This is a genomic window from Halopiger thermotolerans (assembly GCF_054654555.1).
The window spans coordinates 456,276-482,625 of the sequence record NZ_BAAIEU010000003.1 but is presented as its reverse complement, the minus strand read 5'-3'; the positions used below and the strand labels follow the sequence as shown (position 1 = coordinate 482,625).

At 61.4% G+C, this 26,350-nt stretch carries 19 protein-coding genes and 1 pseudogene; 12 read left to right on the top strand and 8 right to left on the bottom strand.

Annotation, left to right across the window (positions count from 1 at the left end; translation table 11 throughout):
* Positions 1 to 41: 41 nt before the first annotated feature.
* The 3 genes from ACYQ26_RS07410 to ACYQ26_RS07400 all read right to left on the bottom strand — a co-directional run bounded on the left by ACYQ26_RS07410 (position 42) and on the right by ACYQ26_RS07400 (position 4,745).
* A complete protein-coding gene (locus ACYQ26_RS07410; protein ID WP_459808235.1) occupies positions 42 to 1,211 on the bottom strand; it encodes a nucleotidyltransferase domain-containing protein in 1,170 nt (389 codons plus the stop codon).
* Between the two features lie 115 nt (positions 1,212 to 1,326).
* Positions 1,327 to 2,766 carry a flippase gene (locus tag ACYQ26_RS07405; RefSeq protein ID WP_459808234.1) on the bottom strand — a complete coding sequence of 480 codons (1,440 nt, stop codon included), beginning with the start codon at positions 2,764 to 2,766 and terminating at the stop codon, positions 1,327 to 1,329.
* Between the two features lie 170 nt (positions 2,767 to 2,936).
* Positions 2,937 to 4,745, bottom strand: a complete 1,809-nt coding sequence (locus tag ACYQ26_RS07400) for a hypothetical protein (protein WP_459808233.1) — start codon at positions 4,743 to 4,745, stop codon at positions 2,937 to 2,939.
* A 188-nt stretch (positions 4,746 to 4,933) separates the two neighbouring features.
* On the opposite strand from ACYQ26_RS07400, the gene ACYQ26_RS07395 reads away from it, so the two are divergent.
* Entirely contained in the window at positions 4,934 to 6,343 is a 1,410-nt protein-coding gene (locus ACYQ26_RS07395) for a sulfatase (protein ID WP_459808232.1), read from the top strand.
* Here the strand turns inward: ACYQ26_RS07395 and ACYQ26_RS07390 are convergent.
* Positions 6,331 to 7,428 carry a glycosyltransferase family 4 protein gene (locus tag ACYQ26_RS07390; RefSeq protein WP_459808296.1) on the bottom strand — a complete coding sequence of 366 codons (1,098 nt, stop codon included), beginning with the start codon at positions 7,426 to 7,428 and terminating at the stop codon, positions 6,331 to 6,333. The genes ACYQ26_RS07395 and ACYQ26_RS07390 overlap by 13 nt on opposite strands.
* 95 nt (positions 7,429 to 7,523) lie before the next feature.
* Between ACYQ26_RS07390 and ACYQ26_RS07385 the strand changes: the two genes are divergently transcribed.
* Positions 7,524 to 9,125, top strand: coding sequence for an alkaline phosphatase family protein (locus tag ACYQ26_RS07385; protein ID WP_459808231.1), 1,602 nt, complete (start codon positions 7,524 to 7,526; stop codon positions 9,123 to 9,125).
* Positions 9,126 to 9,154: 29 nt separating this feature from the next.
* Here the strand turns inward: ACYQ26_RS07385 and ACYQ26_RS07380 are convergent, their stop codons facing one another.
* Both ACYQ26_RS07380 and ACYQ26_RS07375 read right to left on the bottom strand, forming a co-directional pair.
* The gene (locus ACYQ26_RS07380; protein ID WP_459808230.1) at positions 9,155 to 10,279 is read right to left on the bottom strand and encodes a glycosyltransferase family 4 protein; all 1,125 of its coding nucleotides are present in this window, start codon (positions 10,277 to 10,279) and stop codon (positions 9,155 to 9,157) included.
* A gap of 2 nt (positions 10,280 to 10,281) precedes the next feature.
* A complete protein-coding gene (locus ACYQ26_RS07375; protein WP_459808229.1) occupies positions 10,282 to 11,568 on the bottom strand; it encodes a sulfatase in 1,287 nt (428 codons plus the stop codon).
* Positions 11,569 to 11,716: 148 nt separating this feature from the next.
* Between ACYQ26_RS07375 and ACYQ26_RS07370 the strand changes: the two genes are divergently transcribed.
* Positions 11,717 to 12,853 carry a glycosyltransferase family 4 protein gene (locus tag ACYQ26_RS07370; RefSeq protein WP_459808228.1) on the top strand — a complete coding sequence of 379 codons (1,137 nt, stop codon included), beginning with the start codon at positions 11,717 to 11,719 and terminating at the stop codon, positions 12,851 to 12,853.
* Between the two features lie 245 nt (positions 12,854 to 13,098).
* On the opposite strand, the gene ACYQ26_RS07365 is transcribed toward ACYQ26_RS07370, so the two are convergent.
* Positions 13,099 to 14,364 (bottom strand): MarR family transcriptional regulator, encoded by a 1,266-nt coding sequence (locus ACYQ26_RS07365; protein WP_459808226.1) that lies wholly within the window; start codon positions 14,362 to 14,364, stop codon positions 13,099 to 13,101.
* 418 nt (positions 14,365 to 14,782) lie between these two features.
* Here ACYQ26_RS07365 and ACYQ26_RS07360 point away from each other — a divergent pair, with 418 nt between their 5' ends.
* Both ACYQ26_RS07360 and ACYQ26_RS07355 read left to right on the top strand, forming a co-directional pair.
* Positions 14,783 to 15,211: an NUDIX hydrolase gene (locus ACYQ26_RS07360; RefSeq protein ID WP_459808225.1), complete on the top strand. Its 429-nt coding sequence runs from the start codon at positions 14,783 to 14,785 to the stop codon at positions 15,209 to 15,211.
* Positions 15,212 to 15,351: 140 nt separating this feature from the next.
* Positions 15,352 to 16,322 (top strand): annotated as a pseudogene (locus tag ACYQ26_RS07355) (nucleotidyltransferase family protein).
* Positions 16,323 to 16,863: 541 nt separating this feature from the next.
* Here ACYQ26_RS07355 and ACYQ26_RS07350 read toward each other — a convergent pair.
* Positions 16,864 to 18,096, bottom strand: a complete 1,233-nt coding sequence (locus ACYQ26_RS07350; RefSeq protein WP_459808224.1) for a glycosyltransferase family 2 protein — start codon at positions 18,094 to 18,096, stop codon at positions 16,864 to 16,866.
* Between the two features lie 160 nt (positions 18,097 to 18,256).
* Here ACYQ26_RS07350 and ACYQ26_RS07345 point away from each other — a divergent pair, with 160 nt between their 5' ends.
* The 7 genes from ACYQ26_RS07345 to ACYQ26_RS07315 all read left to right on the top strand — a co-directional run bounded on the left by ACYQ26_RS07345 (position 18,257) and on the right by ACYQ26_RS07315 (position 26,306).
* Positions 18,257 to 18,421 (top strand): HVO_A0556 family zinc finger protein, encoded by a 165-nt coding sequence (locus ACYQ26_RS07345; RefSeq protein ID WP_459808223.1) that lies wholly within the window; start codon positions 18,257 to 18,259, stop codon positions 18,419 to 18,421.
* Between the two features lie 144 nt (positions 18,422 to 18,565).
* On the top strand, positions 18,566 to 19,489 hold the full coding sequence (locus ACYQ26_RS07340) for an NAD-dependent epimerase/dehydratase family protein (RefSeq protein ID WP_459808222.1): 924 nt from the start codon (positions 18,566 to 18,568) through the stop codon (positions 19,487 to 19,489).
* Between the two features lie 171 nt (positions 19,490 to 19,660).
* Complete coding sequence (locus ACYQ26_RS07335; protein WP_459808221.1) at positions 19,661 to 20,596, top strand: NAD-dependent epimerase/dehydratase family protein; 936 nt, start codon at positions 19,661 to 19,663, stop codon at positions 20,594 to 20,596.
* 338 nt (positions 20,597 to 20,934) lie between these two features.
* Complete coding sequence (locus ACYQ26_RS07330) at positions 20,935 to 21,084, top strand: DUF7563 family protein (RefSeq protein ID WP_459808220.1); 150 nt, start codon at positions 20,935 to 20,937, stop codon at positions 21,082 to 21,084.
* A gap of 1,032 nt (positions 21,085 to 22,116) precedes the next feature.
* A complete protein-coding gene (locus tag ACYQ26_RS07325) occupies positions 22,117 to 24,771 on the top strand; it encodes a glycosyl hydrolase (protein ID WP_459808219.1) in 2,655 nt (884 codons plus the stop codon).
* Between the two features lie 74 nt (positions 24,772 to 24,845).
* The gene (locus tag ACYQ26_RS07320; protein WP_459808218.1) at positions 24,846 to 25,982 is read left to right on the top strand and encodes a TrmB family transcriptional regulator; all 1,137 of its coding nucleotides are present in this window, start codon (positions 24,846 to 24,848) and stop codon (positions 25,980 to 25,982) included.
* 84 nt (positions 25,983 to 26,066) lie between these two features.
* A complete protein-coding gene (locus tag ACYQ26_RS07315) occupies positions 26,067 to 26,306 on the top strand; it encodes a hypothetical protein (protein ID WP_459808217.1) in 240 nt (79 codons plus the stop codon).
* Positions 26,307 to 26,350 lie beyond the last annotated feature (44 nt).

The window sequence follows — 26,350 nt, the reverse complement described above, 5'->3', positions numbered from 1 at the left end:
ATACGTTTGGCGGGCGTCGTCTCCGGAGGGCGCCTAGTAAGTCACGTTCCACGCGACTCCTGCACTCGCGACAGCAACCCTCGACTCGCCCGTAGCCAGCGCACGACGACGTAGAGCGGAGCGAGCGGCCGCGGAAGCGACACGGCCGTAATATCTTCGGGGGTGGGGGTACAGATTCCCCCGAGCCAGAGTCGTAGTTTGTCTCGGGTCCGATGCAGCGTTCGCGACTGGTACCGCTTCATCCGGAAATTGTTCTTCCCGCCGAAGAGCGTACCGTACACGTGCGATCGCAGTCGGGGAATTGCCGGATCCGATCGAATTTTCCGCCGAACGTCGTCGGGAAGTGGGACGCCGAGCAGCTCGTCCGCGGTCGCGAGTCCGAGATACACCATTCGTTCGCAGTGATGGGCTCGAGCGCGTCTGTCGACGGTTTCCCAGTCGACCGAACGCCTTCGTACGTACGCCGCGACGTCACAGAGCCACTGGAGTCGTTCCCACCGATGTCGCGTCCCGTGGACACACAGCATCAGCAGCCGATCTTCCGGCGACAAAACGGGCAACTCGCTGTCGGCGATCGACAGCGATTCGCGTCGACTCCAGACGGATTCGACGGTGAGCTTGGTCGGAAAGTACTGGTCAACGATCTGCCAGTGCAGTTCGATTTCCGTGTCGGTCGACGGGCGTTGCAGCGGATACTCTCGGCTCACTCTATCGTAGACCCACTCCTGCGCAGCGGTGAACTTGTACCGCGGCTGATAGCCCCGTTCGGACAGCACGGACCTGGCTTCGGGGAGCGCATCGCGCGAAACGAGTACGTCGAGATCGCCGAATTCGCGTCGGCCGATATCGCCGTACGCACGCTCGGCGATGACCGGTCCCTTGTATGGAATCGCTCGAATCCCTCGATTTCGAAACGACCGAACGACGTCCACCAACTCTTGGACCAGCCGAAGGTTTCGACGGGAGCGGCGCTGTACCTGTAACTTGAGTCGCTCGAACGGCTCCGGCGGCACGTCGTCCCGACGACGGACCGCATCTAAAACGAGGTAACTGACGCCGTGACTCCCGGTAATCGTAAGCACCTCGTCCCAATCGAGCGCGTCTTCGGAGCGAGCTACCGCGTCTGTGTCGGACTCGAGCGCCCGCCTCACGCAGCGGACGACGAATCGTTCTTCCGGTTCGAAGCGACTTTCGTACCCTTCTTCGGTCATAGCTGTGCGACGGTCTGCCTGTCTATTGTGCGATACCAGTGATAAGAGTGCGGTACGGCAACGACGGGCCGACCACCTCGAATTAGCGGTATCGAACGGAACCGTTCGCTATCGATTATCTCGTCGCTACTAGTTCGTTGTAGAACCTGTCGACGTCGTCTTTCGTCAGCTCTCCGACTGCGAAGGCGGCTATCACGTAGCTGATGACTCCCGCGATGATCTTCGCCGGTATCGAGTGGACGAGCCCCGTTTCCAGTACCGCTACCATGAGGAGAGCCGCAAACGTAGTACGGAGTATCGTCAGTGAGGGGAAGCTGATCGGAATCACTCTCCGAACGAAGACGAAAACCAGACCGCACGTCAGACCGTAGGTCAGCGACGTCGTCACTGCCGCCCCGAAGACTCCCAAGATGGGTATCAGTAGTATGTTCATGACCGTGTTCAGGCCGGCACCTAGATACCGTATTTTTGCCGCTAGTACGTTTTTCTTCGCGGCATTCAGCGTCGTCGCTAGTATCCGGTCGAGCCCTCGGAGGGCGATCCCGACCGCGATCGTCGCGACGAGATAGTTCGACGGAACTTCGGCGCTGCTCGCCAGTAACACGGCTACCAGATCCGGTGTAAGCGTGTACAGTCCGGCGATGCTCGGCACCGCTATGAGCAGAAAGTACCTGCTCCCGGTATCCAAGAGGAACTCGATCTCGTCGGTTCTCCCGTTCTCGAACAACTCGCTTATCTCCGGGAAGTAGACGCTCCGGATCGGGAACGTGTAGATCGTGATCGAAACTGCTAGCTGGTAGGCCGCCGAGTAGACGCCGACCGCCTCCGGCCCTAAAAACGATCCCACGAGTATCCGGTCGATCCGACCCGAAATACTGCTTGCTAGATGCGAAAACGCAAACGGAAGCGCGTATCGAAGGTGATCACCCGTTTTCTCGAAGTGAGGGACTGACCACCCGATGTCGTTCGCGATCAACACCTGCAGTATCCCCGCTAGTAGCACCTCGACGCCGACGATACCGAGAAAGAGTTCCTCGAGGCCGCCGTCGAATACGAGCAGAACGGCGAGAACGATCCCGATAATCCCGTACGCTTGAACGCCGCGAATGAGGGAGTATCTCTTGAGGTGGGATCGGGATCTGTAGAAATCCTCCTGTAGCTTTAAGAGTATCCTCGTTACGACGAGGAAGCCGCCGATTCGGAGTACGGTCGCGTACTCGGCAGTGCCGAGCGTGAGCGACGAAAGCATCGGCGAAAACGAGTAGAGGAGTCCGTAGACTACCACCCCGCTTATAATTGACAGCACCATGATGGAATAATAGATCTCGGCGAGCTCGTCTTCGTTCGACTTCGCGAAGCGGATCAACGAGTAATGCAGTCCGAGGCCGAATATCAACTGTAGCAGTCGCGTTATCGCGAGTAGTTGCGAATAGACGCCGAATGCCGCTATCCCGAGCGTCGCGGTGATAAGCGGTATGAATATCAGTCCTCGGAGCCTGATCAGAAATTCAATAACTAGATTCGATATAATGTCCGTAGGGAGGCCCGATTTCATACTCCTCGAGTATAATTTACAGAACAAAAAGTATAATCACATCTCTTGTCACAGGTAATATTTCAAGGGGGCGGATAGAATAACCGTAAATCTACAGCTCGCGGAGAATAGTGATTCAGTCGGAGAAACTGGAATATCGTCATATCGCTAAGAACCAGCGCGTAGGTATCCTATCTCGATACTCGGACACTGTTCCTCTCCGCTGTCGGAGTTGAGAACGCATCCGCGTCTTGCGAACTGTTCGAACGAACGCCGGTCCGGTAAAGCGTCGCGCCCTTTGACGAGTAGATTCGGTCCGAGGAAGCGGCAACTCGATCGAAGTCTGTCTCGGAGTAGCGTAGTCCTCGGTACAGCTCTACGTGTTGTTCTTCCGCGTAATCCGTTATCATCAGGTATCCGGATTCGTTTAGCGTCGTCGCTCGAAAGTGGGGTAGTACGATGCTTCGTTCTGATTGCCAACTGATGTGCCCTAATTGCTTGCTATGGTGTTTCCCGTATATCGCGTGTACAAATCGGCTGGGCCGGTTTTCGATGGTATGTATTTCACCCACGTCTGCATTACCGTTCTCAAACGCGAATTCGTAGCCGCTAACGGATGACTCGGTCACCTGATTGTTTGGCTGGTACGTGTACCCTGACTGGTACGTGATCGGCACGGTCGCTAGCGTTGCAACGAGTATTATCGCGACGATCGCAGCGCGAAACGCGTTCGGAAACCGGGGGCGGTACTCGCCGCCCAATATAGCGAAGGAAATCGCCGCGAGCGTCGAGAGCAACCCGATATACCGGAACATCTGGCTTCGCATTCCGATAACCGCGAAAAGGAGACTGAAAACGACCGCTGAACACGCTATCCCGATCAAAAGCCATACCGTCGGCAGTCGGAATAGCGCCGTCTCTCCCCGATAGAGATACAGAACAACGAGTACCGCCACGGACAGTGCGAGTATCCCTTTCGGGAGGAGGACCTTTATCGCCAGTTCAAGGAGGCTTCCGCCGACCATCTGAAGGCCGGACTCCGCCGGTGCTGCATTGCTGACCGATGCGCTCCGTTGTAGACTCAGTATCGTTCCTCGTATGGTGCCCGCTATTTGCGGGCGCGAGAGCAGCCAATATATGGTTACGACACCCTCTATCAGCGCTAACGAAAAGATGGTCGTCGACGTGGTGGTCGGTCTTCGGCTGGGGAGATCTATTTTCTTCACAGCGAGTAAGAATAGCAGTCCCCCGAGGAGAACGACCGTATGCTGCGGATGGTAGAACACGAACGCCACCAGTACTCCGATCGCGGTAATGCGTGACCCGGTCGTAGTCTGCTGATACGCCAGGATAACTACGAAGAGAACGAAGGGAAGCAACAGCAACGCTGCGACGGTCGGTGCGGGTACGACCTTCGGATGTCGGACTCCGATAAGCCAAACGAACGTCAGCGGGACCGTTGCTCCAATGGTACGACTCAACGTTGTGCGAGAGACGCGAGCAGTTATCGTATAGATACCGAAGCAATAGACGAGCACGAACAGTGGGGGTATCAGTAGGAGTGCACGATTCGAGTCGATTCCGGTGATCGTCGAAATCGAATGGGTGAGAATGTGCATGTTCGGATAAATGGTCGTCTCGAGCGGGTTGATATTGTGCGTGAGATCGATAACGATTCCGCGATGGTTCAGCGGATCGAACCGCCCGTACAACCAATAGCCGCGTAGATACGGGAGGGCGGTCAGGACTACTGCCGCCGCCCAACTGATACCGATTCCGACGACTCGAATTCGTCTCGATGTCGCCACGAACGCTAGGACGACCGGAATTACTAACGAGCACAAGAGTGACGCCCAAACTATCGCCGGAGTTGACCTGTAGATCGAGAGCTCGTACCCCGTCGCTGGCGTAAGGACTGCGGCCAGCGTTCCGATACTGAGGGCGAGACAGCACCCGATAATCACTATTTTTTCCGCGTCCGTCCTCGAGTTCTCTCCCATAGTGAGTATTAGCTGCGACTGTATCCGAGATCTAGTAGCAAATCGCGTCCGTCGATTTTGCTCCGCCGGACTGGAATCACTATCGCGGATATTCGATTGGAACTCTCTTATATTTTAACTCCGTATAATACTGATCTTGTTCTGGAGATAGCCAATCATAAATATGTTCTCCGAGAAACGAACCGAAAATGACAGACCGCCCGAATATAGTCGTGTATGTCTCCGATAGCCTCCGCGCCGATCATACGTCCTGTTTCGGGTACGACCGCGAGACGACGCCGCACCTAGATCGGGTTAGCGAGGACGGCGTTCGATTCTCGAACGCTTTCTCGCAGGCGATCTGGACGTCGCCGTCCAGCGCGTCGATTCTTACCGGACTGTACCCGGAGACGCACGGTGCACTACGGGTGGCGGACCGAGTTCCCGATGACCTTCCTCGACTAGCGACCAAACTAGGCCAGCAAGGCTACGAAACGGGGGCCTTTTCGACGGTGGATCAAGTCTCTCGAATGCGCAATTTTCACCCCGGATTCGACGTGTTTGACGAGATCTTCGACGACCACGATCCGCACGACTCGGACACCGCGAAGCTCTGTACCGATCGCTTCGTCGATTGGGTCGGGTCCGGATTCTCCGACCCGTTCTTCGGATTTATCTGGTCCCTCGGGACGCACAACCCCTTTTTCCCTCGAGCGGGCGAGTTCACGGACGAGTCGGTCGAAATTGACGGAACGGTACCCGAACTGAAAGGGACGACGTACGACCAGGCACAGACCGTTATCGATCTGTACGACGACGTGATCCGATACTCCGATCGCCAGTTCGGCCGGCTCGTCCGGCATCTCAAGTCCATCGGCGAGTACGAGAATACGGCGCTGTTCTTCCTCGGTGATCACGGCGAACTACTGTCCGAACACGGCCGATTAGAGCAGATCCCGGACTGGTTGTCCGCGACGATCAGCACGCTCTTTCCCGGCTTTGCGTCTACGTTTAGAATCGTCGACAGATACGGATACGTCGGCCATCAAGCGGTGATCCCATACGAGGAACTGCTGCACGTTCCGCTGGTGTTCAAACCGCCCGAATCGACGCGGGCGGGGGACGAGTGCTCGGAGTTAGTGCAAACGATCGACGTCGTCGGGACCATCGTGGATCTCGTTCCGGACGTGGAACTCCCCGTTCAGGGATCATCGCTGCTTTCGCTCGTCGAAAGCCACAGCCCCATCAACGAATACGTCTACTCGGACAGCCCGACGCTAGGCGGAAACGTTCGATACCGATCCGTCCGAACGGAGGACTACAAATACATCAAAACGGATACCGAGCCGGTCTCGGTGGCCGACGTCACCAGTCAACCGTCTCGGACGGTGTTCTCCCTGCTTCGCCAGCTGGCATCGTCACAGGAGGTCCTCTTTCGCGTCCCGGACGAACGAACGAACGTTATCGAAGACGAGCCACAGAAAGCGACGCACCTTCGCTCGATCATGAACGACGTTATCGAGACGAACCGGACGCAGAGCACGGAGTTCGTCAACGAGACGTCGGACGTGAGCGAGGCGGCGAAAGACAGGCTGGAACAGCTCGGCTACGTCGATTGACCGCGGAGTTCTCGGTAGAGTCGGTAGTGTTTCTCGGCGCCGACCGATCCTGAAAAGTTATTTCGAACGCGATCTCTCGCTTTCCGTCCCCTTTCGGCGGCCAGATCGTCGTCGGAGAGGTACGTTACGATGAGGTCGGCCAAGTCGGGCGGGTGTTCGGGAGCCGCGTACTCGTGGTCCGCTCCGAGCGCTTCGCGGAACGGGCCGATTCCCGTGGCGACGATCGGCTTGCCGAACGCCATCGCCTCGAGCATCCCGATACTGAACCCTTCGAACTTCGACGGGAACGCGATGACGTCCGCGGCACTGTACACCGTATACGGGTTCGGCACTTTCCCTAAAAAGTGAACGTGATCGTCTATCTCGAGGTTCTTTGCCAGTTCGACGAGTTTCCGCTTGTACTCGCTCCACCCGGTTAACGCCAACTGTGCGTTCGAATACTCGTCCAGTACGTCTTGGAACGCCCGTATCAAGTGGTGTTGGCCCTTTTTCTCGCTCATGCGCGCGACGCAGGCGATCAACGGACCGTCCGGGATATCGGTCGCCCACGCGACGTCGTCGCCGGTAGCTTCGCCACGCCTGACGACGGCGTCGACGTCGATACAGTTGTGGATCACGGTGGACCGGGCGCCGAGCCCGAACCCGTCGGGAAGCGACCGCTGCACCGAGCGCGATACCGAAACGATCGCGTCCGCGAGAGGGCTCGTCGGATAGTCCATCGCGCGCGCTGTGACCGCCCGCTCCCGGTACAGATTGTGCATCGTCGAGACGATCGCCGTATCGCGAAGCCGGCCGACGCTCCGACCGAGAAGCGAGGCGGCGCCCATGTGCGTGTGCACGATGTCCGGCGCGAACTCCCGGAGGCTTCGATTCAGACGCACTGGATGGCGAACGTCGGGAAACTTCTCTCCCAGGCATTCGACTTCCAGACCGGCGTCGCGGAATCTCGCGACGCTATCGTCGTTCCCGCCGAGGTACGCGATACGGATTTCGTCCACGCTCTCCCGGAGATTCGTCGCGACGTTGTAGATGACCTTCGGGACGCCGCCGGCGCCGAGCTGCCCGCTTAGTACGTATACCCTAATGAATCGATCACCGTTCCGGGGTTCTTTCTACGACGTAAAATACATTTGGTTCCGACCGAAAATCTCATTGATATCCTCGAGCGTACGTATGTAATATGGCACGTGACTCGGTCATTCTCATCGGACTCGACGGACTCGGGTGGTCGGAAATAGACCGATGGCTGACGCCGCACTCGCTGACGAATCTTCATCGGCTAGCCGCGGACGACACGTCGTGTGACCTGCGCAGTACCCATCCGCCGTGGACGCCGTGCGCGTGGCCGTCGCTGCTTTCCGGTCGGAATCCCGGCAAGCACGGCGTCTTCGATTTTTTCACGCGAGACGGATACGACAAGCGCCTCGTCGATCGATCCGACGTCGATGCGCCGTACTTGTTCGAGATAGCCGATGCGGAAAACCGCACGCCGATCGTCGTCAACTATCCCGTTACGCATCCGCCATCGGAACTCGAGAACGGTGCGGTCGTCCCCGGCTACCTCGCTCGGGAAGATACCGCCTTCTATCCACGCCACCTCAAAGACGACTACGAATCCGAATACGGCGAATACAGGATTTATCCCGAGTATGGCGCCGACGAGGACGCCGTCAGCGAGTACGTCGACGTCGCCCGTCATCGACGGGACGCGGCTCGGTTTCTCGATGCCCACTACGATTGGGATCTGCTGGCCGTCCAGTTTCAGGTGACGGATTCGGTGTTTCACGACTTCGACGACCCGGAGAACGTCCGCCGCGTCTTGGAGACGGTCGACGGATTCGTCGGCGATATCCTCGAGCTCGGCGAGGACGATCCGACGGTCTTTCTGGTCTCCGACCACGGGATGGGCGACTACGAGTGGACGTTCTACGTCAACTCCTGGCTCGCCACACGCGGGTACTGCGAGACGTCGACGGGCGAGACGCAGTATTTCCGCCAGCGGAAGAAGGAACTCCAGCGGGACGGTGACGGCCACGGCGGCCGTCCCCTGTCGGCGAACGCGATTGAGGCGATCGCGGGCGGTTTGACGAGCGTCGGCCTCTCGCCCCACCGCATTCACCGCCTGCTCTCGAGGATCGGAATCGCCGACGCGGTCGAACGGTTCCTTCCCGAAGACGCTCTCGTCGCCGCCCAAAACCAGGTCGTCGATCACGCGGAGTCCGAAGCCTTCCAACTGTATTTTAACAGCCTCGGCGTTCACCTGAACGTCGAGGGACGGGATCCGAACGGCCAGGTTCCGCGAGCCGAGTATGAGGCGGTACGCGCCGCGCTTATCGAGGACCTCGAGCGGGTTCGCGATCCGGACGGCGAGTTAGTCTTTGAGGCGGTTCGTCCGAAAGAGGAGGTCTACGAGGGCGATCGCCTCGAGGACGCCCCCGACATCGTCCTCGTTCCGCGGGACTACCGGTACGACGTGAGCGGCTCTATTCTCGACACGTTCCGGCGGAACCCCCACAAAAATCACAAGCCGAACGGCATCCTGCTGTCGAATCGCGAACTCGCGTGCGACGAGGCGGCGATTTACGATATCGCGCCCACCGTTGCCGCGGCGTTAGGAATCCCCGTGGATACCGACACTGACGGGACGGTCTTGCTCGACGAGGAGGCGGCCGTCGAGCGCGCGAACTGGGATACCCTCGCGGACGGATACGCGGACGCCCGATCGGGCGACGACGCGTCCGATGTCGAGGAGCGACTCGCGAACCTCGGCTATATGGAGTAACGGCACCGCGGTGTACGAGCAGTATCCGGTCAGACGATCCGTTCGTAAATGCGGTTCGTTCGGGCGGCAACTCCCTCCCAGGCGTACTCGGTACTCACTTCTTCGTACGCGTTTTCGGCCCACGCTTCGCTCTCGTCCGGATTCGAGAGCCCGTACCGGATCGCGTCCGCGAGTTCGGCGGGCGACTCCGGCGGGACGAGGAATCCGGTCTCCTCGTGATCGACGAATTCGGCGATCCCTTCGACGTCGCTCGTTACCACGGGCACTTCGGCGGCCCAGGCCTCGAGCAGCGTCAACGGGTGGCCCTCCCAGACGGACGGCAGGACGAAAAGTCGGGCCCGACGGTAGTACCGCGGAATCGCCTCGTCCGAGACGCGACCTTCGAAGCGGACGCGATCCTCGAGCCCCGCGTCTTTCACCTGCGACCGTAGCGCCTCGCCCTTCGGTCCGGTCCCGACGATAACGAGGTCCGTCTCGGGGTACTCGTCGGCGAGCCGATCGAACGCGGCGATGAGGTCGCTCACTCGCTTTTTCGGCGCAAGCCGGCCGAGGAACAGGATCTCGTCGCGCGAATCGACGCTCACGTCGAACCGATCGAGATCGACGCCGTTCGGAACGCACGAAACGTCGTCGTGATACCCCTCGAGGAGATCGAGGTGCTCGGTGTTCACCGAGATCACGTGGTCGTAGTCGAAGTTGAGAACGAACAGTCGTTCCAGGCGCCGTTTGACGGTCGCGAGGACGGACTCGTCCCGGCCGACGCCGGACGTCAGCGCCGTCCCGTGGACCGTAAAAACGCTCGCGGCGTCGGTGAGGGCTCCCCCGACGCGGGTCGGGACCGCGGGCAAAAACGTGTGCCCATGGACGATATCGAACCGTTCCGTGGCCAGGTGTGGAACCGGGGTGGCGAGAGACGACAGTCGACCGACCGCGTCCCAGTACTCCGTCGACGGCTTGAGCCGATGGACTCTCACGTTTCCGCCGGCGAACGTTTCCGCGTTCGTGTGTGACCGCCCGTCTTTTTCGAGCGCTCGCGTGTAGATGTCGACCGTGTGATCGAACTGTTCGGCGAGCGCGACCGAGAGCTCTTTGACGTGGACCGGCCCCCCGCCGGTTCGGGGCCACCAGTCGTCCTGAATCATCGCGATTCGCATGGTCAGTCCTTGTATCCGAGCGCACTTAGTCGGTGTTCGATCTCCTCGTCGACGTCGCCGCTGGCGTCCGCTTTCGCCGTCTTTCCGTCGTCGTCACCTCGCTGCACGCGCTCTTTGACGTGCGATTCCAGTTCGTCGCGAAGCGACGGGTCCGCACAGTCCGAGAACTCGAGCGCGCCGGTGTTTCGATCCCGTTCGCAGAAGCACGCGCCGTTCTCCGTCCGGATCGCGTACCGCCGAACGTGGTCGTGGTCCCCCTCGCCGCGGGCCTGCGAGAAGACCGGTCGCTCCGATTCGACGCCGTCGGCGTCCGTCGACAGCAAGGATCGGCCGTCGCTGCTGAGTCCGACGAATTGCTGTATCGTCGATGCGACGCTCAGCGTACTCACGGGCGTTGACACCGCCGTCCCGTCCGCGCCGCCGGGCGGACGAACGATGAGCGGAACGTGCGTGATCTCGTCGTGCAGATAGCGGGGATGCTCGTAGTAGCCGTGTTCGCCGAACGCGTCGCCGTGGTCGGCCGTGACGATCACCAGCGATCTCTCGAGCAGGTCCCGCTCCCGCAACGACGCGAGAAACTCCCCGATCCGCTCGTCGTTGTATCGGATTTCGGCGTCGTACAGGTCGATCAGTAACTGCCGTTCCGCGTCGGTAATCGAGTCGGGATCGTCGATCGCCCGCTGGTAGAGCGACTGGGCGTTCCCGTCCGAAATCGCTTCGCCGTGATACCGGCGCTGGTACCGTTCCGGCGGTTCGTACGGCCCGTGCGTGTCCATGTAGTGGTTCCACAGAAAGAACGGATCGGTTCCGTCTACCGAGTCGATCCAGGCGAGCGCCCGTTCGTTGATCTCCTCTGCTCGAGCGTAGTGGCGATTCCGAAGTTTATCGAACGCGCGCTGGGCCAGCGCGACGAGTTTGTGTTTGCCGAAGTGGAGATCGTCGTCGAATTCGTCGAAACCGCGGTCGAACCCGTACGCGCGCGAGACGAACGGATTCGAGTGGAAACCGCCCGTTTCGAACCCGCGGTCGGACAGCGTCGACGCGATCGTCTCCGTCGCCAGCCGATAGTCGGCATCGATTGCCGTATCGGGATACTCGCCGGTCAGCAACGCCGGCACCGCCTCGCGAGTGTGCGAGCTCGCGCTGTACGCCCGTGTGAACCGGAGGCTTTCCGCGGCGAGCTCATCGAGGACGGGCGTCGTCTCCCGGTGGTAGCCGTAACACGAGAGATGATCCGCTCGGAGAGCGTCCGCAGAGAGTAAAATGACGTGGTCACAGTTCACTGTCATCGCCGTGTGAGACGGGAACAGTCTCTTTATAGTTTTATTCTTCGGTGACATTCGGCTCGGGACTAGCGTCCCGCACACTCGAGCTGCCGATACTAGCGGCCCCCGCAGTTCAAAAGGGCATTAGTGTTCGTGTTCCGACGGTGACGGCATGGATATCGCGTTCGTCTCGAACGTCGTGTTTCCGTTCGTGAAAGGCGGTGCCGAAAAACGCATCCACGAGATCGGAACTCGACTCGCCGCGACGGGACACGACGTCACCGTCTACGGCCGTCACTTCTGGGACGGCCCGCAAGTGACGGATCACGAGGGAGTCACGCTGTACGGCGTCGCGCCGCCACGGGACCTCTACGCCGACGAGCGACGGTCGATCACGGAGGCGCTCGAGTTTTCCGCGCGACTGCTCCCGGCACTCCGTCGAAACGCGGAGCAACACGACGTCGTCGTCGCGTCGCTGTTCCCCTACTTTCCCGTCCTCGCGTCGAAGATAACGACCCTCCGGACCGACACCCCGCTGATCACGACCTGGCACGAGGTGTGGCTCGATTACTGGGACGACTACCTCGGCCGGCTCGCCCCCTTCGGAAAGGCCGTCGAGCGTCTCACCGCCAGAGCGCCGCACTACCCGATCGCCGTCTCGAGCGTCACCGCCGATCGACTCGCGGAACTCGGCCCGTCGCGAGACGCGATCGAAGTCGTCCCGAACGGGATCGACGTCGCGCAGATCGAAACGACCGACCCCGCTCGAGACGGGTTCGACGTGCTCTACGCCGGCCGACTCATCGAGGACAAGCGCGTCGATTTACTGCTCGAGGCGTTCGACCGCGTCGCCGCGACGGCGCCCGACGTCACCCTCGGGATCATCGGCGACGGGCCGGAGCGGGACCGCCTCGAGCGGCAGGTCCGGTCCCTCGAGCACGCCGACCGGGTGACGATGCTCGGCTTCCTCGAGGAGTACGCCGACGTACTCGCGCACATGCGCGCTGCGGACGTCTTCGCGTCGCCGTCGACGCGCGAGGGGTTCGGAATCACGTTCGCGGAGGCGATGGCCGCCGACTGTACCGTCATCGCCGCCGATCATCCCGAGTCCGCGGCCGCCGAAGTGATCGGCGACGCGGGCTTTCTCGCGTCACCGACGGCCGCCGACGTCGCTCGCGTTCTGAAGCGAACGCTCGAGGGCGAGCGACCCGCTGCGGATCCCACGCGTCGCGCGGAACAATTTGACTGGGACACCGTTACCGAACAGGCGGAACGGCGCTACCGGCGGGCGATAAACGGTGAGTGGTAACCGTGCGGCTTCGGGTCGGGGAGTCGGCGACCGTCTTCCGTCGGGCGAAGCGTCGTCACGACGATGCGTTCCGACATCGTCGCCGCCTCCGGGCTTAGCCTAGGTGCCGGCCTAGTCGTCCTAGGGTGTGTCGATGTCGTCATCGACGCCGATCTCCTCGCTGTTCCCGTGCCACCCTCGCGCTCTTGAGGCGCATTCGTCGGTTTCTGCTGCTCCGCGAGCGGTCTCTCGACGCGAACGCCGTCTCAGCGTGCCGATTCAGAGTCGGCGCACATCATCGATCGGATGATCCGTAACTCTTCGTCTTCGGTAATCCGATCGGACTGCATGCACGCGTGGACGACCTTGTGTGCGAGTTCGGGGTCGGCGAGCGCAGACATGGATTCGTCGGCCGGTCGTGATACGAAATTAGACATGGGTTCGTCCGCTGATTGTGACGTGGACTCGGACACGGATCCAGCAGCCGGCTGTGACGCGGACTCGGCCACCGATTGCGTCTGATCCGCCAGCTGCTGTTCGAGCCGATCGACTCGCGCCGTCACCGCCGCGAGTCGGTCAGCGAGCGCCTCGGCGCACGTCCGGTCGTTTTCACCCGGCTCGGACCGAACGGGCTCACGCTCGCTCGCCGACTCCGAATGGTTTTCACTCGAGGCTTCCGGCGAGTCGGACTCGACGACGCGGGGTCTGCCGTCGGCTCCCGTCATGTCCCGGTCGTCGGGGTCGGTCCGACTCTCGCCCGCGTCCGGCTCGTCGCCGAACAGCGCAGCGGTAAACGCCCGTCGGTCGTCCCACTCGAACCCGTCGATCGAGTTGACGCGCTGACTGACCGACGCACTGGTGATACCGAACATCGACGCGAGCTCCGCCTGCGTCGCGTCGGGTCGCTCGTGTACCGCTCGGAGCGTCTCCAGTTGCGCTTCGGTGAAGGACGACGGATCCGGAACGTCGGGGTCGTCCGAGTCGTCCAAATCCGTTTCGGAGTCGGTTTCGGTCACGGCCTCGCCGTCGCTCTCCGCGTCATCGAGTGCGGCCTGCTCGTCGTCGTCATCGTCGTCGTTTGCAAGCGGTGATTCCGCGCCGGGCGACGGCGCCGGAGAGTCGCCCGAATCCCCGCAGTCGGCCGTCGCCCGACTCGAGTCGAACTCGAGCGAGACCGAGCCGTCCGACGGATCGTCGTTCGACTCGGACGGGGGCTCGTCAACGGTCGAGTCGTCGGACTCGTCGTCCGGGGCCGGGACTACCGAGTCGTCGGGCGGCTCCTCGAGGTCAATCGGTTCGTCGGGAGTAGCGTCGGCGGCCCGTCCTGGATCCCCGTACTCCTCGAGAACCTTCTCGACGAGCTCGGTGGTTGCCCCGCTTACTTCCTCGGCGATCGCGGTCATCGACGCATCGGGCGCCGACTCCGCGACGTCTAAGATCTGCTTGTGAATCACTGCTCGCGGGACGCCGGTGCTCGACGATGGGACGGTGCGATTCGTCGTCTGATTCGTCGTTTGCTGTGAGTTACTCATGTGTTCCCCCGGTTTGATGGCTGGTCCCAGAGGTGACCGGAGCGTTACCGGTCGCCCCAATCTGCTCAACCGTCACACAGAAAACATTTTCGAGAGCATATAGTACTACCGCTTATTTACGCGTCTACGGGATGCCGCCCACCGGACTCCCGCGACGGATCGTGATCGTGGGCCGTTCCTCTCGTTGCCCGACGGAACGAGGCAATTCCGGTGGGCGCACTCGTCCTGACGTGGTCACCGTCTTTCCCCGACCGCTTCCGCTACGCGTTCGTCGCCGGAAGCTGCCGCTCTCGGTGATCGTCGCCGACTTACGAAACGCGGTCCTTAGTCTCGACCGTCATCGCATCCGGCGAACGGGTCCGGCACCGAAGTTTTGTGCGCCCAAATATTTATGAAAACATCTATCGCAGGGGTAACCATGACGGAGGAGTTACTCACGGCAACTGTCAGCGTTCGCGGAGTCGTGTTTTCGAACGACGACGTCTTGATCTTGCAGCGCTCGACCGATCACGAATGGGAGCTCCCCGGCGGCCGACTCGGCCCGGACGAACCGGTCGTGTCCGGACTGCGGCGAGAACTGCGCGAAGAGACCCTCCTCGAGGTCGACGTCGTTGACATCGTCCACGCGACCGCGTGGCGGAACGACGAGAACGACGGTCGGTTCGCCGTCTACTATCTCTGTCGCACCGACCGCCGGCCGGTGCGGCTGAGCGAGGAACACGCCGACTCGAAGTGGGTGTCGTCCGCCGAGGCGACGACGACGCTCGCGAAATCTAACGCCACTGCGGTTCGCCGGGCGAATCGGCGACGAATCGATCAGGCACGCGAACCCTCCGTCTCTGGATAACCGTCTCCGTCAACATCCTCGTCTACAGCGGCGATGAACGAGATTCTCACCGGTGGCGGGTTCGCCTTTCCTTCATAGCTGGATGATAACCACTCACACGAACTTCACAATTTAAATATCTCGGAGAAGTCAATAAATCTATGGATGCGATCGTCCTCGCCGGCGGATACGCAACGCGACTCTGGCCGATCACGAAGGACCGTCCCAAGATGTTCCTTCCGCTCGACGGCTCGACGGTGATCGACCCAATTTTCCGATCGCTCGAATCGGACGACCGGATCGACACCGTCTACGTCTCCACGAACGAACGGTTCGCGGCGACGTTCGAGCGATACCTCGCATCGTCCCCCTTCGAGAAACCCACGCTCTCAATCGAGAACACGACCGGAGAGGACGAGAAGTTCGGCGTGATGAGCGCGCTCGCCCAACTCGTCGACCGAGAGGGAATTGCCGACGATACGATCGTCATCGCCGGCGACAACTACATCAGTTTCGACGTGAGCGAGTTCGTCGATTTCTTCCGCGAAAAAGGCAGCCGACGGTTGCCGCCTACGACGTCGGCTCCCGAGCGAAAGCCAGGTCCTACGGCGTCGTGGAACTCGAGAACGATCGGATCTGCGATTTCGAAGAGAAGCCCGAGTCGCCCGCCAGCTCGCTCGTCTCGATCGCGTGTTACGGCTTTCCGGCCGAGTCGATCGATCTCCTCGACACGTACCTCGAAGACGGGAACAACCCGGACGAACCCGGCTGGTTCGTCCAGTGGCTCCAGAATCGCACCCCGACTTACGCGTTTAGCTTCGACGGCGCGTGGTACGACATCGGCACGCCGGAGAGTTACCTCGACGCCGTCGCGTTCGAGCTAGACGGTTCGTCTGCGATCGCCGAGTCCGCGACGGTTCGGGATTCCGAAATCGGCGGCGGCGTTCAGATTCTCGACGATGCGACCGTGATCGACGCGGAACTCGAGCGCGCCGTCGTCTTCCCGGGCGCGACGATTCGAGATACGACGATCCGTGATGCGATCGTCGGTCGCGATAGTTACGTCGAGGCGGTCGATCTCCGTTCGACGATGATCGGACGGCAGCGGGAACTCACGCCGCTGTCGCTGTGACGGGTCGTCTCGATCGGCGCCGATCGCAACCGCTGCCGGTCGGACGGTAGTCGGCGGCTTCCACCGCTTACCCACGTTCGTATTCCGCGGTCTGCGATCGATCGCTGTTTTCCTCTCGTAACGACGGACGAGTCGCTGACAGCCTCGCTTCCGTATCGACGTCGCCTGGGTCTCACCCGTCCCAAACTCGATATTTGGAAACGGCCCTCTGTATTTACGAATGTACGATCGTAATAGGAACGTCGGATTTACGGATCAAACCCGGCTTTTGACCGTACCGCGACCGTCGAGAGTCGGGCTGTCTACATCCAAACGGACGCTGCTCATAGGACGGATACGATTCGTCACTCATCGTCTCCTCTTTCGATCGCCAGCCCGGCGATCGGACTCGAAATCGCGTCTGTCCCGGAACGCCGGGATCGACTGGCGGATACTAGCCGGCCGACGGCCGAGATCGAGGTGACCTTCAGCGTACGGAAGCGATGCGAAAGCCGACGACTGCGCATCGTCGGGCGTCGTCTCGGACGATTCGTCGGAGCGATCACCGAGTGACTGCCCCGAGGAAGAACGACGAGAACACCGTCTGCAGGCCGATCACGATGAGGGTGAACGCGAGGATCGACCCGAGGGTGAACGAGACCGAGCCGAATCCGGACGCGATCCACCGGTACACGAGGCTCCCGGCGTATGCGCCGCCGATCCCGAACAGCGCGACGCCGACCGTTGCGCCGTACTCCAGCGAGAACGACGACACCGCCCACTCCGTGATCGGATCCTCCGGCTTCCGGATCGGATCGCTCGACGCCGCCGCAAAGATCCCGAGCGATGAGGTTTGATAACCCACGATCGTGAGGAGACTTCCCGCGAGCATCGAGTGGACGCCGAACGTGATTCCGCCGATCGTCGTCCCGGTGTAGGTGAGTCCGAGAATCAACGCGCCGAGCGCGGTCATCAGTAGCCCCGGCACCGAAAACAGATAGCCGGGCGCGTTGACCAGCATGAAGCGCACATGTCGCCAGCCGTCCCGGAAGCTCTCGAGCGTCTCCTCGCCCTCCCGCTCGTGGTAGACGATCGGCGTTTCCGCGATCTCGAGGTCCTTCGCGCCGGCTTCCATGATCATCTCGCTCGCGAACTCCATCCCGGTCGTCTCGAGGTCCATCGTCTCGAGGGCGTCCCGCCGAAAGACCCGGAACCCGCTGTGGGCGTCGCTCACGCCGGCGTCGTAGAAGGTGTTCAGGAATTTGGTCAGGAGCGGATTCCCCACGTATTGATGTAGCGCGGGCATCGCTCCCGGTTTGATCTCGCCCTCGAGCCGACTGCCGAGTACCATATCGGCGCCGGTCTCCTCGAGTTCCTCGAGGAGCCGCGGAAGCGCCTTGAAATCGTATGTCGTGTCGGCGTCTCCCATGGCGATGAACTCCCCTCGCGCGCGCTCGAACGCGTACCGATACGCGTACCCGTACCCGCCGCGATCCGGCGTGACGACGATCGCGCCCAATTCGCGTGCGATCTCCGGCGTCCGGTCCGTCGAGCTGTCGCTGACGATGATCTCGGTCGGCAGTTGCAGTTCCTCGATCGCCGTTTTCGCCCAACCGATGCACGTCTTGATTCCCTCCTCTTCGTTCAGGGTCGGCATCACGATACTTATCGCCGGCTCGAGGTCGCTCTCGCGATCGACGAGGAGGTCGTCCGCCGATCGCTTCTCGCCGAGCACCGTACTCCCCGTTTCGGATGATAGATCCCGGTCGACGACTGAGTCATGTCTGGAAGACATCTTTCTAGGTGTGGTCTTACGGGACGCATATCGAACGGCCACCTCTTAACGATATTCCACACTAGTATGAGAAAATACATCTCGACCTCCAATCGTATATATCGGGAAGTTGTTCTAATACGAACATTATTGTGGAGCGAGTGAGGAATTCGTACTGGCCATGCGCCAGCAAGAAGGTCCGTCCCTTCGTCATCCGGTGATCGAAGGACTCGAAGGAAGTCAGTGTTCGTTCTGTAACGACGGGCAGCTCGTCCAGGAGCGATACAAAGGCAACACGGCCGTCGTCTGTGAGAACTGTCACACTCCGAACGCGCAAGTCTGGTAGCGGCGTCGTTCTGTGAGCGCGGAGTCGGTCGCGTGTCGCTGACCGAGACGACGCGCTCGAATATTTGGTACCCGCTGCCGAGTTCCCACGGTACCACCTAGTTCCGACCGTAGATTCACATGGGACCCATCCGTAGGCGAGTGTATGGAGGACAAACGCGTCCTAGTCACCGGCGGTGCCGGATTCATCGGGTCCAATCTGGCGAATCACCTCGCGGCGGACAACGACGTTATCGCGGTCGACGACGAGTATCTCGGCACTGAACGGAACCTCGACTCCGACGTGGAGTTCCAGAACGTGAGCGTTCTCGCGGACGATCTTCCCACGGACGTTGACGTCGTCTTTCATCTCGCGGCGCTCTCCTCGTACGCGATGCACGAAGACGATCCGACGATGGGCGCCCGCGTCAACGTCGAGGGGTTCGTAAACACCGTCGACCAGGCGCACGCGGACGGTTGCGAGACGGTCGTGTACGCGTCCACGTCGTCCATCTACGGGAGCCGGACCGAGCCGTCCCCGGAGGATATGCCCGTCACCGTCAACACCGGGTACGAAGCGTCGAAACTCGCTCGAGAACGGTACGGCGAGTACTTCGCGAACCACTACGGCATGAACACGGCCGGAATGCGCTTTTTCTCGGTCTACCAGGGCTACGGAGGCGCCGAAGCCCACAAGGGCGAGTACGCGAACGTGATCGCCCAGTTCGCCGATGACCTCGCGAACGGCCGGTCGCCCGTCATCTACGGAGACGGAACGCAAACCCGCGATTTCACGCACGTCGACGACGTCGTTCGCGGGCTCGAGCTGGCAGCCGAACACGACCTGACGGGCATCTATAACCTCGGCACCGGCTCGTCCTGTAGCTTCAACGAACTCGTCGACCGCCTCAACGAGACACTCGGAACCGACATCGAACCGGAGTACGTCGAGAATCCGATTCCGACGGACGTCTACGTCCACGACACGTGCGCCGACGCTAGCAAGATGCGCCGGGAGACCGGTTGGGAGCCGACGATTACGCTTTCGGACGGCATCGAACGGGTCTGCTCGCCCTATCGGTCGTCGTAGTGTCGGCGTCGTTACCCGGCGCTCATTTCGCCGGGCCGGTTCGCTTTCGGTCGTAGACTAGTCGCTGCCGCTCGTCAACGTCCCGGTCTAGGGAACTCGGCGATCGAACCGCGGTCGTCTAGGGCGTTCCGTTGACGAACCATTTAATAGTTGACAGAACAGTGACTACGTATGCCAGATCGGCACGTACTCGTTACCGGCGGCGCCGGATTTATCGGATCGCACCTGACCGACCGACTGCTCTCCGACGGTGCGACCGTGACGGTCGTCGATAACTGTTCGAACGGCCGCGAAGCGTGGGTTCCCGACGATGCCACGTTCGTCCGGCGTGACCTCACCGACCCCGACTCCCTCGAGGGGGTCCTGACGGCGGACGTCGATCGGGTTTACCATCTCGCCGCGTCGAAGGCGGTTAACAGCGATCGCCCGCGTGCGCAGTTCGACGCCAACACCCGGATGACCTACAACGTCCTCGAGGCGATGGACGACGCCGGCGTCCCGGAGCTCGTGTACACCTCCACGTCGACGGTGTACGGGGAAGCGCCGCGGCCGACGCCCGAAGAGTACGGGCCGCTCGAGCCGATCAGCGTCTACGGGGCGAGCAAACTCGCCGACGAGGGGCTGTGCTCGACGTACGCCCACTCGCACGATCTGATCGTCCGGACGTTTCGCTTCGCGAACATCGTCGGCTCCCGGTTGCGCGGCGCCGTTATCCCGGATTTCATCGAAAAACTGCAGTCGGATCCGCAAGCGCTGACGATCCTCGGAAACGGGCGCCAGGAGAAGTCGTACCTGCATATCGACGACTGTCTCGACGCGATGTCGACGGTCCTCGCAAACGAGGAGCGTCCCTTCGCTATTTACAACCTCGGGACGCGAACGACGACGTCGGTGACCAGGATCGCGGACATCGTCAGCGAGGAAATGGGAATCAATCCGACCTACGAGTACACCGGCGGCGACCGCGGCTGGACCGGCGACATACCGAAGATGCGACTCTCGATCGAGAAACTCCAGTCGCTCGGCTGGGAGCCGACCCACGAGAGCGACGCCGCCGTTCGACGGGCGACGCGGGACCTCCTCGAGGAACTCGACCTTCTCGACTGAGCCGCTGCGCCACCGAGATTTGCGCGACGTTTTCGCCGGATCCCACAGCAGGCAAATATACGGTTTGACCGACGTACTCTGCCCTCGAGGTATCGATCGGCGCTCAAATGATCTGTTTGTCGACTGTGGTCGCGACGGTAGCGCAGTCTGCTGACCCGCACTCGAGACGCAATCGGTTTCGCGGCGGGCGCTCGATCGCTCAGTTTGGTCGCTCGATGCCCGGAGCCTAGTTTCGATCGCGAGCGATTTCGATCGGGTTGTCGTTCTAGTCCCGGACGCGTATCAACAACACTTTTACAGCTGTCGTGACATTTCTGCCAGTAACCGTCGATCAGGCCATGAACGAGTGTAATCGCTGCGGTGCGCACGTTACCAGTCGGTTCGTCCGGGTGTTCGGGACTAACAGCGGGGAGATAAACGGCTGTCCCAACTGCATGAGTTATCGCGAGTTAGCGTCCGGCGACGGCGTTCAATCGGATTCCCAGTAACGTCGCGGGTTGATGCCGTCCGTCTACGAACCGGGGCGCTTCGATCAGGGAGTCCCTCGTGTCCGTCTGGACACGTCTAGTCCGCTCTGGTATCGAATTCAGATTGAAACTCTCGTCCCGTCGCCGTTTTCTCGTCCGTTTCCGTTTGCCGTCCTAGTTAGTGACTAGGCGTTGAATACCGTGTTGCGGTCGCAGCGCCTCGAGCATTATTTCTTCAAGGATATCGAACGACGTTGCTTCGAGTTCATACTAGTGATCGACAAGTTTGATGACGACGGATACCACTCGAGGTTGTTTATGGACGTACAGTTGTAAAAACATTCGCAACGGTATCGCTGCGAAGGCGGGCTGTACGCCGTGACGGACGATAGATGCATCATCGATGAACGTTTCTGTGCGCTCCGGTCCTCGTACTGGACCGTCTTGTAGACCCCGACGAATCGAAACCGATCGCTCGATCTCGCTTACTCCTCGAGCGCCCCCTGCGTGAGTCCGCTGACGATGCGCTTGGGCCACCAGGACGAATCACCGCCATCGGGATGACGCCGACGATGCTCGCCGCAGCCATCCGTTTGTCCTCGATCCGTTGGGTCCCCTAGGGCGGGAGACATTTACTCTATTTGTCTATTCCGTCCGTACATGATAGCGTATTGTCTTTTTCGTGCCGGCCAAGGCTTCCGATTTCTCACTCTCGGTAACGGAAAAATGAATTATAATATTCCGTAGGTACTGATATCAAGTAGTTAATCAGAGGGGTTACGAAGCCAGTTCGTCGTTTTGACGGATCGACGCGGCAGTCTGCCGTTCAGCTACTGTTACCGTCGGCGGTCGAACGGACAGCGGTGGTCGGAGTCGCTTTTACCGCCGTAGCTACCCATTATATCTAGTAGAAAAATATAATAGATATTTCCAGAAAGTGTGTGTTGGTAGCGACTCACAGCGTGTTACCGGCGGCTCCCCTCCGCGCGGCGATACGGTGACGACGAGGGAGTCCCCGAGCGGGTCACGCAACGGCGCTATCGGTCGATACGTATGTACGACGAACGCCCGTCCGACGACGATGGAACAGACAGTAAACCGGACTCGAGCGACGTCTCGCGGCGCACCTACTGTAAACTGATCGGCGCGGCCTCGGCCGCCGGCGCGGTCGGTGCGACCGGGACGGTGAGCGCGAGCGATCACGTCTCTGTCGGGAACGGCAGTTACACGACGACGTTGCCCGCGGGCGCGACGGCACCGCAGGACGCGATCTGGACGACGTCGCGCTTCGGCGACGCGCCCGTTCCGACCAACGACTGGTGGTCGAGTCTGGTCTGGAACGCGTTTTCGGAGAACATGTTCTCCCAGCCGCTCATGCTCCGGGCGGAGGAGGCCGGACTCCTCGTGAAGAATCCGACCGAGTGGATCGACGGTACGACGACGGTGATGGACAACCAGGGGCGCGATCTGACGATCGGCCACGCTGGCGCGGACGGGTTCGCCGACGCGCGTCTCGACGATCACGGCGACTGGTCGGTCGACGCGGTCTGGGGCGACGGAACCGCGACGACGCTGCGGGCGACGTTTGCACAGGGTTCCCCGTTCGTGTTCTGCGAGTACGCGGGCGGCGGCGCCGAGATCACCTTCGACGCGGCGCCCGACGTCTGGGCGGACGAGGGGAACGTCCTCGGCGTCACGATCGACGGCCACCACTACGGGCTCTTTGCGCCGTCGGGGACGAGCTGGTCGGGCGTCGGCACCGACACGCTCGTCAACGATCTCGGCGGTGCGGGGTACTGCTCGGTCGCGGTCCTCCCCGAACCCGGGTTCCTCGAGACGGCCGAATCGTACGCGTACAACTTCGTCACCGACACGCGCGTCGACTGGGAGTACGACGAGGCCAACGCCGCGGTCCACACGACCTACACCTTCGAGACCGACGACAAACCCGAGAGCACCGCGACGGGGACGATCACCGCGTTGCATCCCCACCAGTGGAAGTACAGCGACGACGAAACGCTCGGGCCGACCTACACGTCGCCTCGGGGCGAAATGCGCGCCGTCGCCGGGTCGTCATTCTCGACGACCTACGACTACGGTGGCATGCTGCCGTACCTGCCCGACGAAGGGAGCTACGACGTCGGCGAACTCGAGGGGTACATTCAGGAAATCGACACTTCGATCGAGGGGCCCGACACGTACAACGTCGGCAAGGACTACGGCCGATTGGTCGAGAGCAAGGCGCTGGCCGAGCAGTTCGATATGTCCACCAAACGCGACGCGATCACCGGCTCGCTGCGGAGTCACCTCGAGGGGTGGCTCCAGGCCGAGAGCGGCTCGGAGGAATTGTTCTACTACGACGACAACTGGGGATCGCTGCTAGGCTATCCCGAGAGCCACGGATCGGCCTCGTCGCTGTCCGATCACCACTTCCACTACGGCTACTACGTCCGCGCAGCTGCCGAGATCGCGCGCACGAACCCTGACTGGGCGGCCGACGCCGAGTGGGGCGGCATGGTCGAACATTTGATCCGCGACTACGCGAACCCAAGCCGGGATGACGACATGTTCCCGTTCGCGCGGAACTTCAGTCCATACTGCGGCCACTCCTGGGCAGAGGGCGGCGGCGCCGAGTTCGCCGACGGTAACAATCAGGAGTCGTCCTCCGAAGCGCTCAACGCGTACGCGGCGATCATCGAGTGGGGCGAGTACACCGGCAATCAAGAGTTACGGGACTTCGGCGTCTACCTCTACACAACCGAACTCCACGCCGTCCACGAGTACTGGTTCGATGTGGACGACGACAGCCAGCCGGATTCGTGGGACTACGACACCGCCGGCATGGTGTGGGGGAACGGCTACGCCTACGCGACCTGGTGGACCGCCGACGAGGAGGCAATCCACGGGATCAACTGGCTGCCATTCGCCGGCTACTCCTTGCATCTAGGCTGGGACGACGCGGGACCCGCCGAGAACTACGACGAACTTGTCGCGAACAAGGGAACCGACCAGTTCGATTACTGGCCGGATCTCATGTGGATGTATCGTGCCTTTTCGGACAGCCAAGACGCCGTCGACAAGTTCGAAGCGCGGAAGAATAGCTACGAGGTCGAAGCTGGCCACACGCGCGCTCAGACGTACCACTGGCTCTACAACCTCCACGAGATGGGATCGCCGGACGGGACCGTCACTGCGGATACGCCGTTCTATCAGGTGTTCAGCGACGGCACGCAGCGGACCTACGTCGCCTACAACGCCGACAACACCGGCACGACCGTGACGTTCTCTGACGGTACCGAACTGTTCGTCCCTGCGAATTCGATGGCAACGACAACTGGCGACGATACCGGCAGCGGTGGTGGCGGCGACGACGGCGGTGACGGCGGAAGCGGTGGCGACGATGGCAACGATGGCGGCAGCGGCGAACAGACCTACTCCGGCGACGCCGGTGAGGGCTGGACCGCCACCGTTACCGACGACGGCACCGACAGCTACTGGGAGTTCGTCCCGAACAACGACGCTTCGTGGGCTGATATCCAGTTCGACAACGGCAACGGCTGGGTCGGCTACCGCATGACGGCCGACGGCGACGCCCACACTCACGTTCGAGACGCCTCCGACGACGGGGCCTCGATCGACGTCCGGTTCGTCTGGGACGACGGCGCCGGCACCCAGTACGTCTCCGACGCGTTCACCCATCAGTACTGACGCCTCACAGCGTCACCGGCGCTCGAGTCAGACGTTGCAAAAGACTGATTAATCGGTGCGCCAGTGATGCGGGCATGGACAGGGATCCGCTGCGAGACGCGCTGCAGGACGCGGGATTGACCGCGTACCAGGCCGACGCCTACATCACGCTTCTCGAGCAGGGGATGATGCCGGCCGTAGAGGTCGCCAAGCAGTGCTCCGTCCCGGTATCGCAGATCTACGACGTCCTTCGCGCACTTGAGGGGGAAGGGTACGTCGAGACGTTCGATCAGGACAAACTCCACGCCCGTCCCAAGGAACCGATCGAGATCCTCAGCGAACTCCGCTCGCGCGGAAAGCTGATGAACAAGGCCGCAGACGCCATCGAGGATCGGTGGGAGCAACCGGCAATCAGCGAGCACACGGTCAGCGTCGTCAAACACGAGGAGACGGTCGTCGACCGCGCGCGCGATCTGATCCGCGACGCGCAGAGTTTCATCGAACTGTCGGCGACCGTCGAGCAGTTCCGGGCGCTGATGAACGCTCTGCAGGACGCCCGCGATCGCGGCGTTGTGATACGGGTCGCCGTCTACGGGACGGACCTAGATGAGCGACTCGAGGACGTCGACCTCGCCGCGACGGTGTCGGAACTGCGCGCCTGCCGGATCCCAGGCCCGTTCCTGCTCGTCGCCGATCGCACGCGAACGTGTTTCACACCGAACGACTGGGCGAACCGCCCCTTCGGCGTCCTGATCGACGACTACATCCTCTCGTTTATCTTCCACTGGTACTTCCAGACCGGCGTCTGGGAACTCTGGGAGACGGTCTACGAGAACACCGAACCGCCCGTTCCCTACATGACCTTAGAGGAGTTCGTCCGCGACGTGGCGCCGCTGTGGCGGGACGGCGCTGATCTCGCGGTGACCGTCGAGGGGACGTGGGTCGAGACGAACGAACCCTGTCGGATCACGGGCATCGTCACGGATATCGCGTATCCGGGGATCTATCGCTCGGACGCGCACCCCTCTTTCGAGGACGTCGCCGGCTTCCTGCAGCTGGAGGTCGCCGCCGACGGCGACCTGTACAGCGTCGGCGGCTGGGGCGCCGTCTACGAGGACGTCGAAGCGGTTCGCATCACCCTCGAGGCGATCGAGTTCGAGGCTCCCTCGAGCGGGACCGATCTCGACGTCGACGAGGTGCTCGAGCGGGGCGCCGAGTCCGACGCAGACTGACCGGCCATCCGTTCCGTTCGGATCTGCCGAGTCCGACGCCACGAACCGGTACCAAGAAGTACTCCCACTCGAGTGTGCGTACCAATGGCAGACACGATTACCGATCGATTCTGGAAGACGATGCGCGAGTACCGCTCCGCGGTCGTGTTACTGCTCGGCCTCGAGGCGGTTCTGCTGATGCTGTTGCTCGTGGCGCTGTGGCTCCAGCCGTCCGGGTCGGCAACGCGGACCGTTCTCGTCGCCGATTTCGTCCTCGTCGGTACGGGTTTTCTCGGCGCCGTCTACGTGCTGTATCGGTGTCGGCAGTACCGACCCGTCGACTAACTATTGTTGAACAGTACGACGGCAGCACGATCTGTGAACCGCTG

Bases quoted from the DNA above. Each gene is read 5' to 3' on its own strand.
- ACYQ26_RS07320 (WP_459808218.1), top strand. From the start codon at position 24,846: ATGGACAGGGATCCGCTGCGAGACGCGCTGCAGGACGCGGGATTGACC.
- ACYQ26_RS07385 (WP_459808231.1), top strand. From the start codon at position 7,524: ATGGCACGTGACTCGGTCATTCTCATCGGACTCGACGGACTCGGGTGG.
- ACYQ26_RS07395 (WP_459808232.1), top strand. From the start codon at position 4,934: ATGACAGACCGCCCGAATATAGTCGTGTATGTCTCCGATAGCCTCCGC.
- ACYQ26_RS07375 (WP_459808229.1), bottom strand. From the start codon at position 11,568: ATGACAGTGAACTGTGACCACGTCATTTTACTCTCTGCGGACGCTCTC.
- ACYQ26_RS07380 (WP_459808230.1), bottom strand. From the start codon at position 10,279: ATGCGAATCGCGATGATTCAGGACGACTGGTGGCCCCGAACCGGCGGG.
- ACYQ26_RS07315 (WP_459808217.1), top strand. From the start codon at position 26,067: ATGGCAGACACGATTACCGATCGATTCTGGAAGACGATGCGCGAGTAC.
- ACYQ26_RS07340 (WP_459808222.1), top strand. From the start codon at position 18,566: ATGGAGGACAAACGCGTCCTAGTCACCGGCGGTGCCGGATTCATCGGG.
- ACYQ26_RS07345 (WP_459808223.1), top strand. From the start codon at position 18,257: ATGCGCCAGCAAGAAGGTCCGTCCCTTCGTCATCCGGTGATCGAAGGA.
- ACYQ26_RS07325 (WP_459808219.1), top strand. From the start codon at position 22,117: ATGTACGACGAACGCCCGTCCGACGACGATGGAACAGACAGTAAACCG.
- ACYQ26_RS07410 (WP_459808235.1), bottom strand. From the start codon at position 1,211: ATGACCGAAGAAGGGTACGAAAGTCGCTTCGAACCGGAAGAACGATTC.
- ACYQ26_RS07365 (WP_459808226.1), bottom strand. From the start codon at position 14,364: ATGAGTAACTCACAGCAAACGACGAATCAGACGACGAATCGCACCGTC.
- ACYQ26_RS07350 (WP_459808224.1), bottom strand. From the start codon at position 18,096: ATGTCTTCCAGACATGACTCAGTCGTCGACCGGGATCTATCATCCGAA.
- ACYQ26_RS07400 (WP_459808233.1), bottom strand. From the start codon at position 4,745: ATGGGAGAGAACTCGAGGACGGACGCGGAAAAAATAGTGATTATCGGG.
- ACYQ26_RS07360 (WP_459808225.1), top strand. From the start codon at position 14,783: ATGACGGAGGAGTTACTCACGGCAACTGTCAGCGTTCGCGGAGTCGTG.
- ACYQ26_RS07330 (WP_459808220.1), top strand. From the start codon at position 20,935: ATGAACGAGTGTAATCGCTGCGGTGCGCACGTTACCAGTCGGTTCGTC.
- ACYQ26_RS07335 (WP_459808221.1), top strand. From the start codon at position 19,661: ATGCCAGATCGGCACGTACTCGTTACCGGCGGCGCCGGATTTATCGGA.
- ACYQ26_RS07370 (WP_459808228.1), top strand. From the start codon at position 11,717: ATGGATATCGCGTTCGTCTCGAACGTCGTGTTTCCGTTCGTGAAAGGC.
- ACYQ26_RS07405 (WP_459808234.1), bottom strand. From the start codon at position 2,766: ATGAAATCGGGCCTCCCTACGGACATTATATCGAATCTAGTTATTGAA.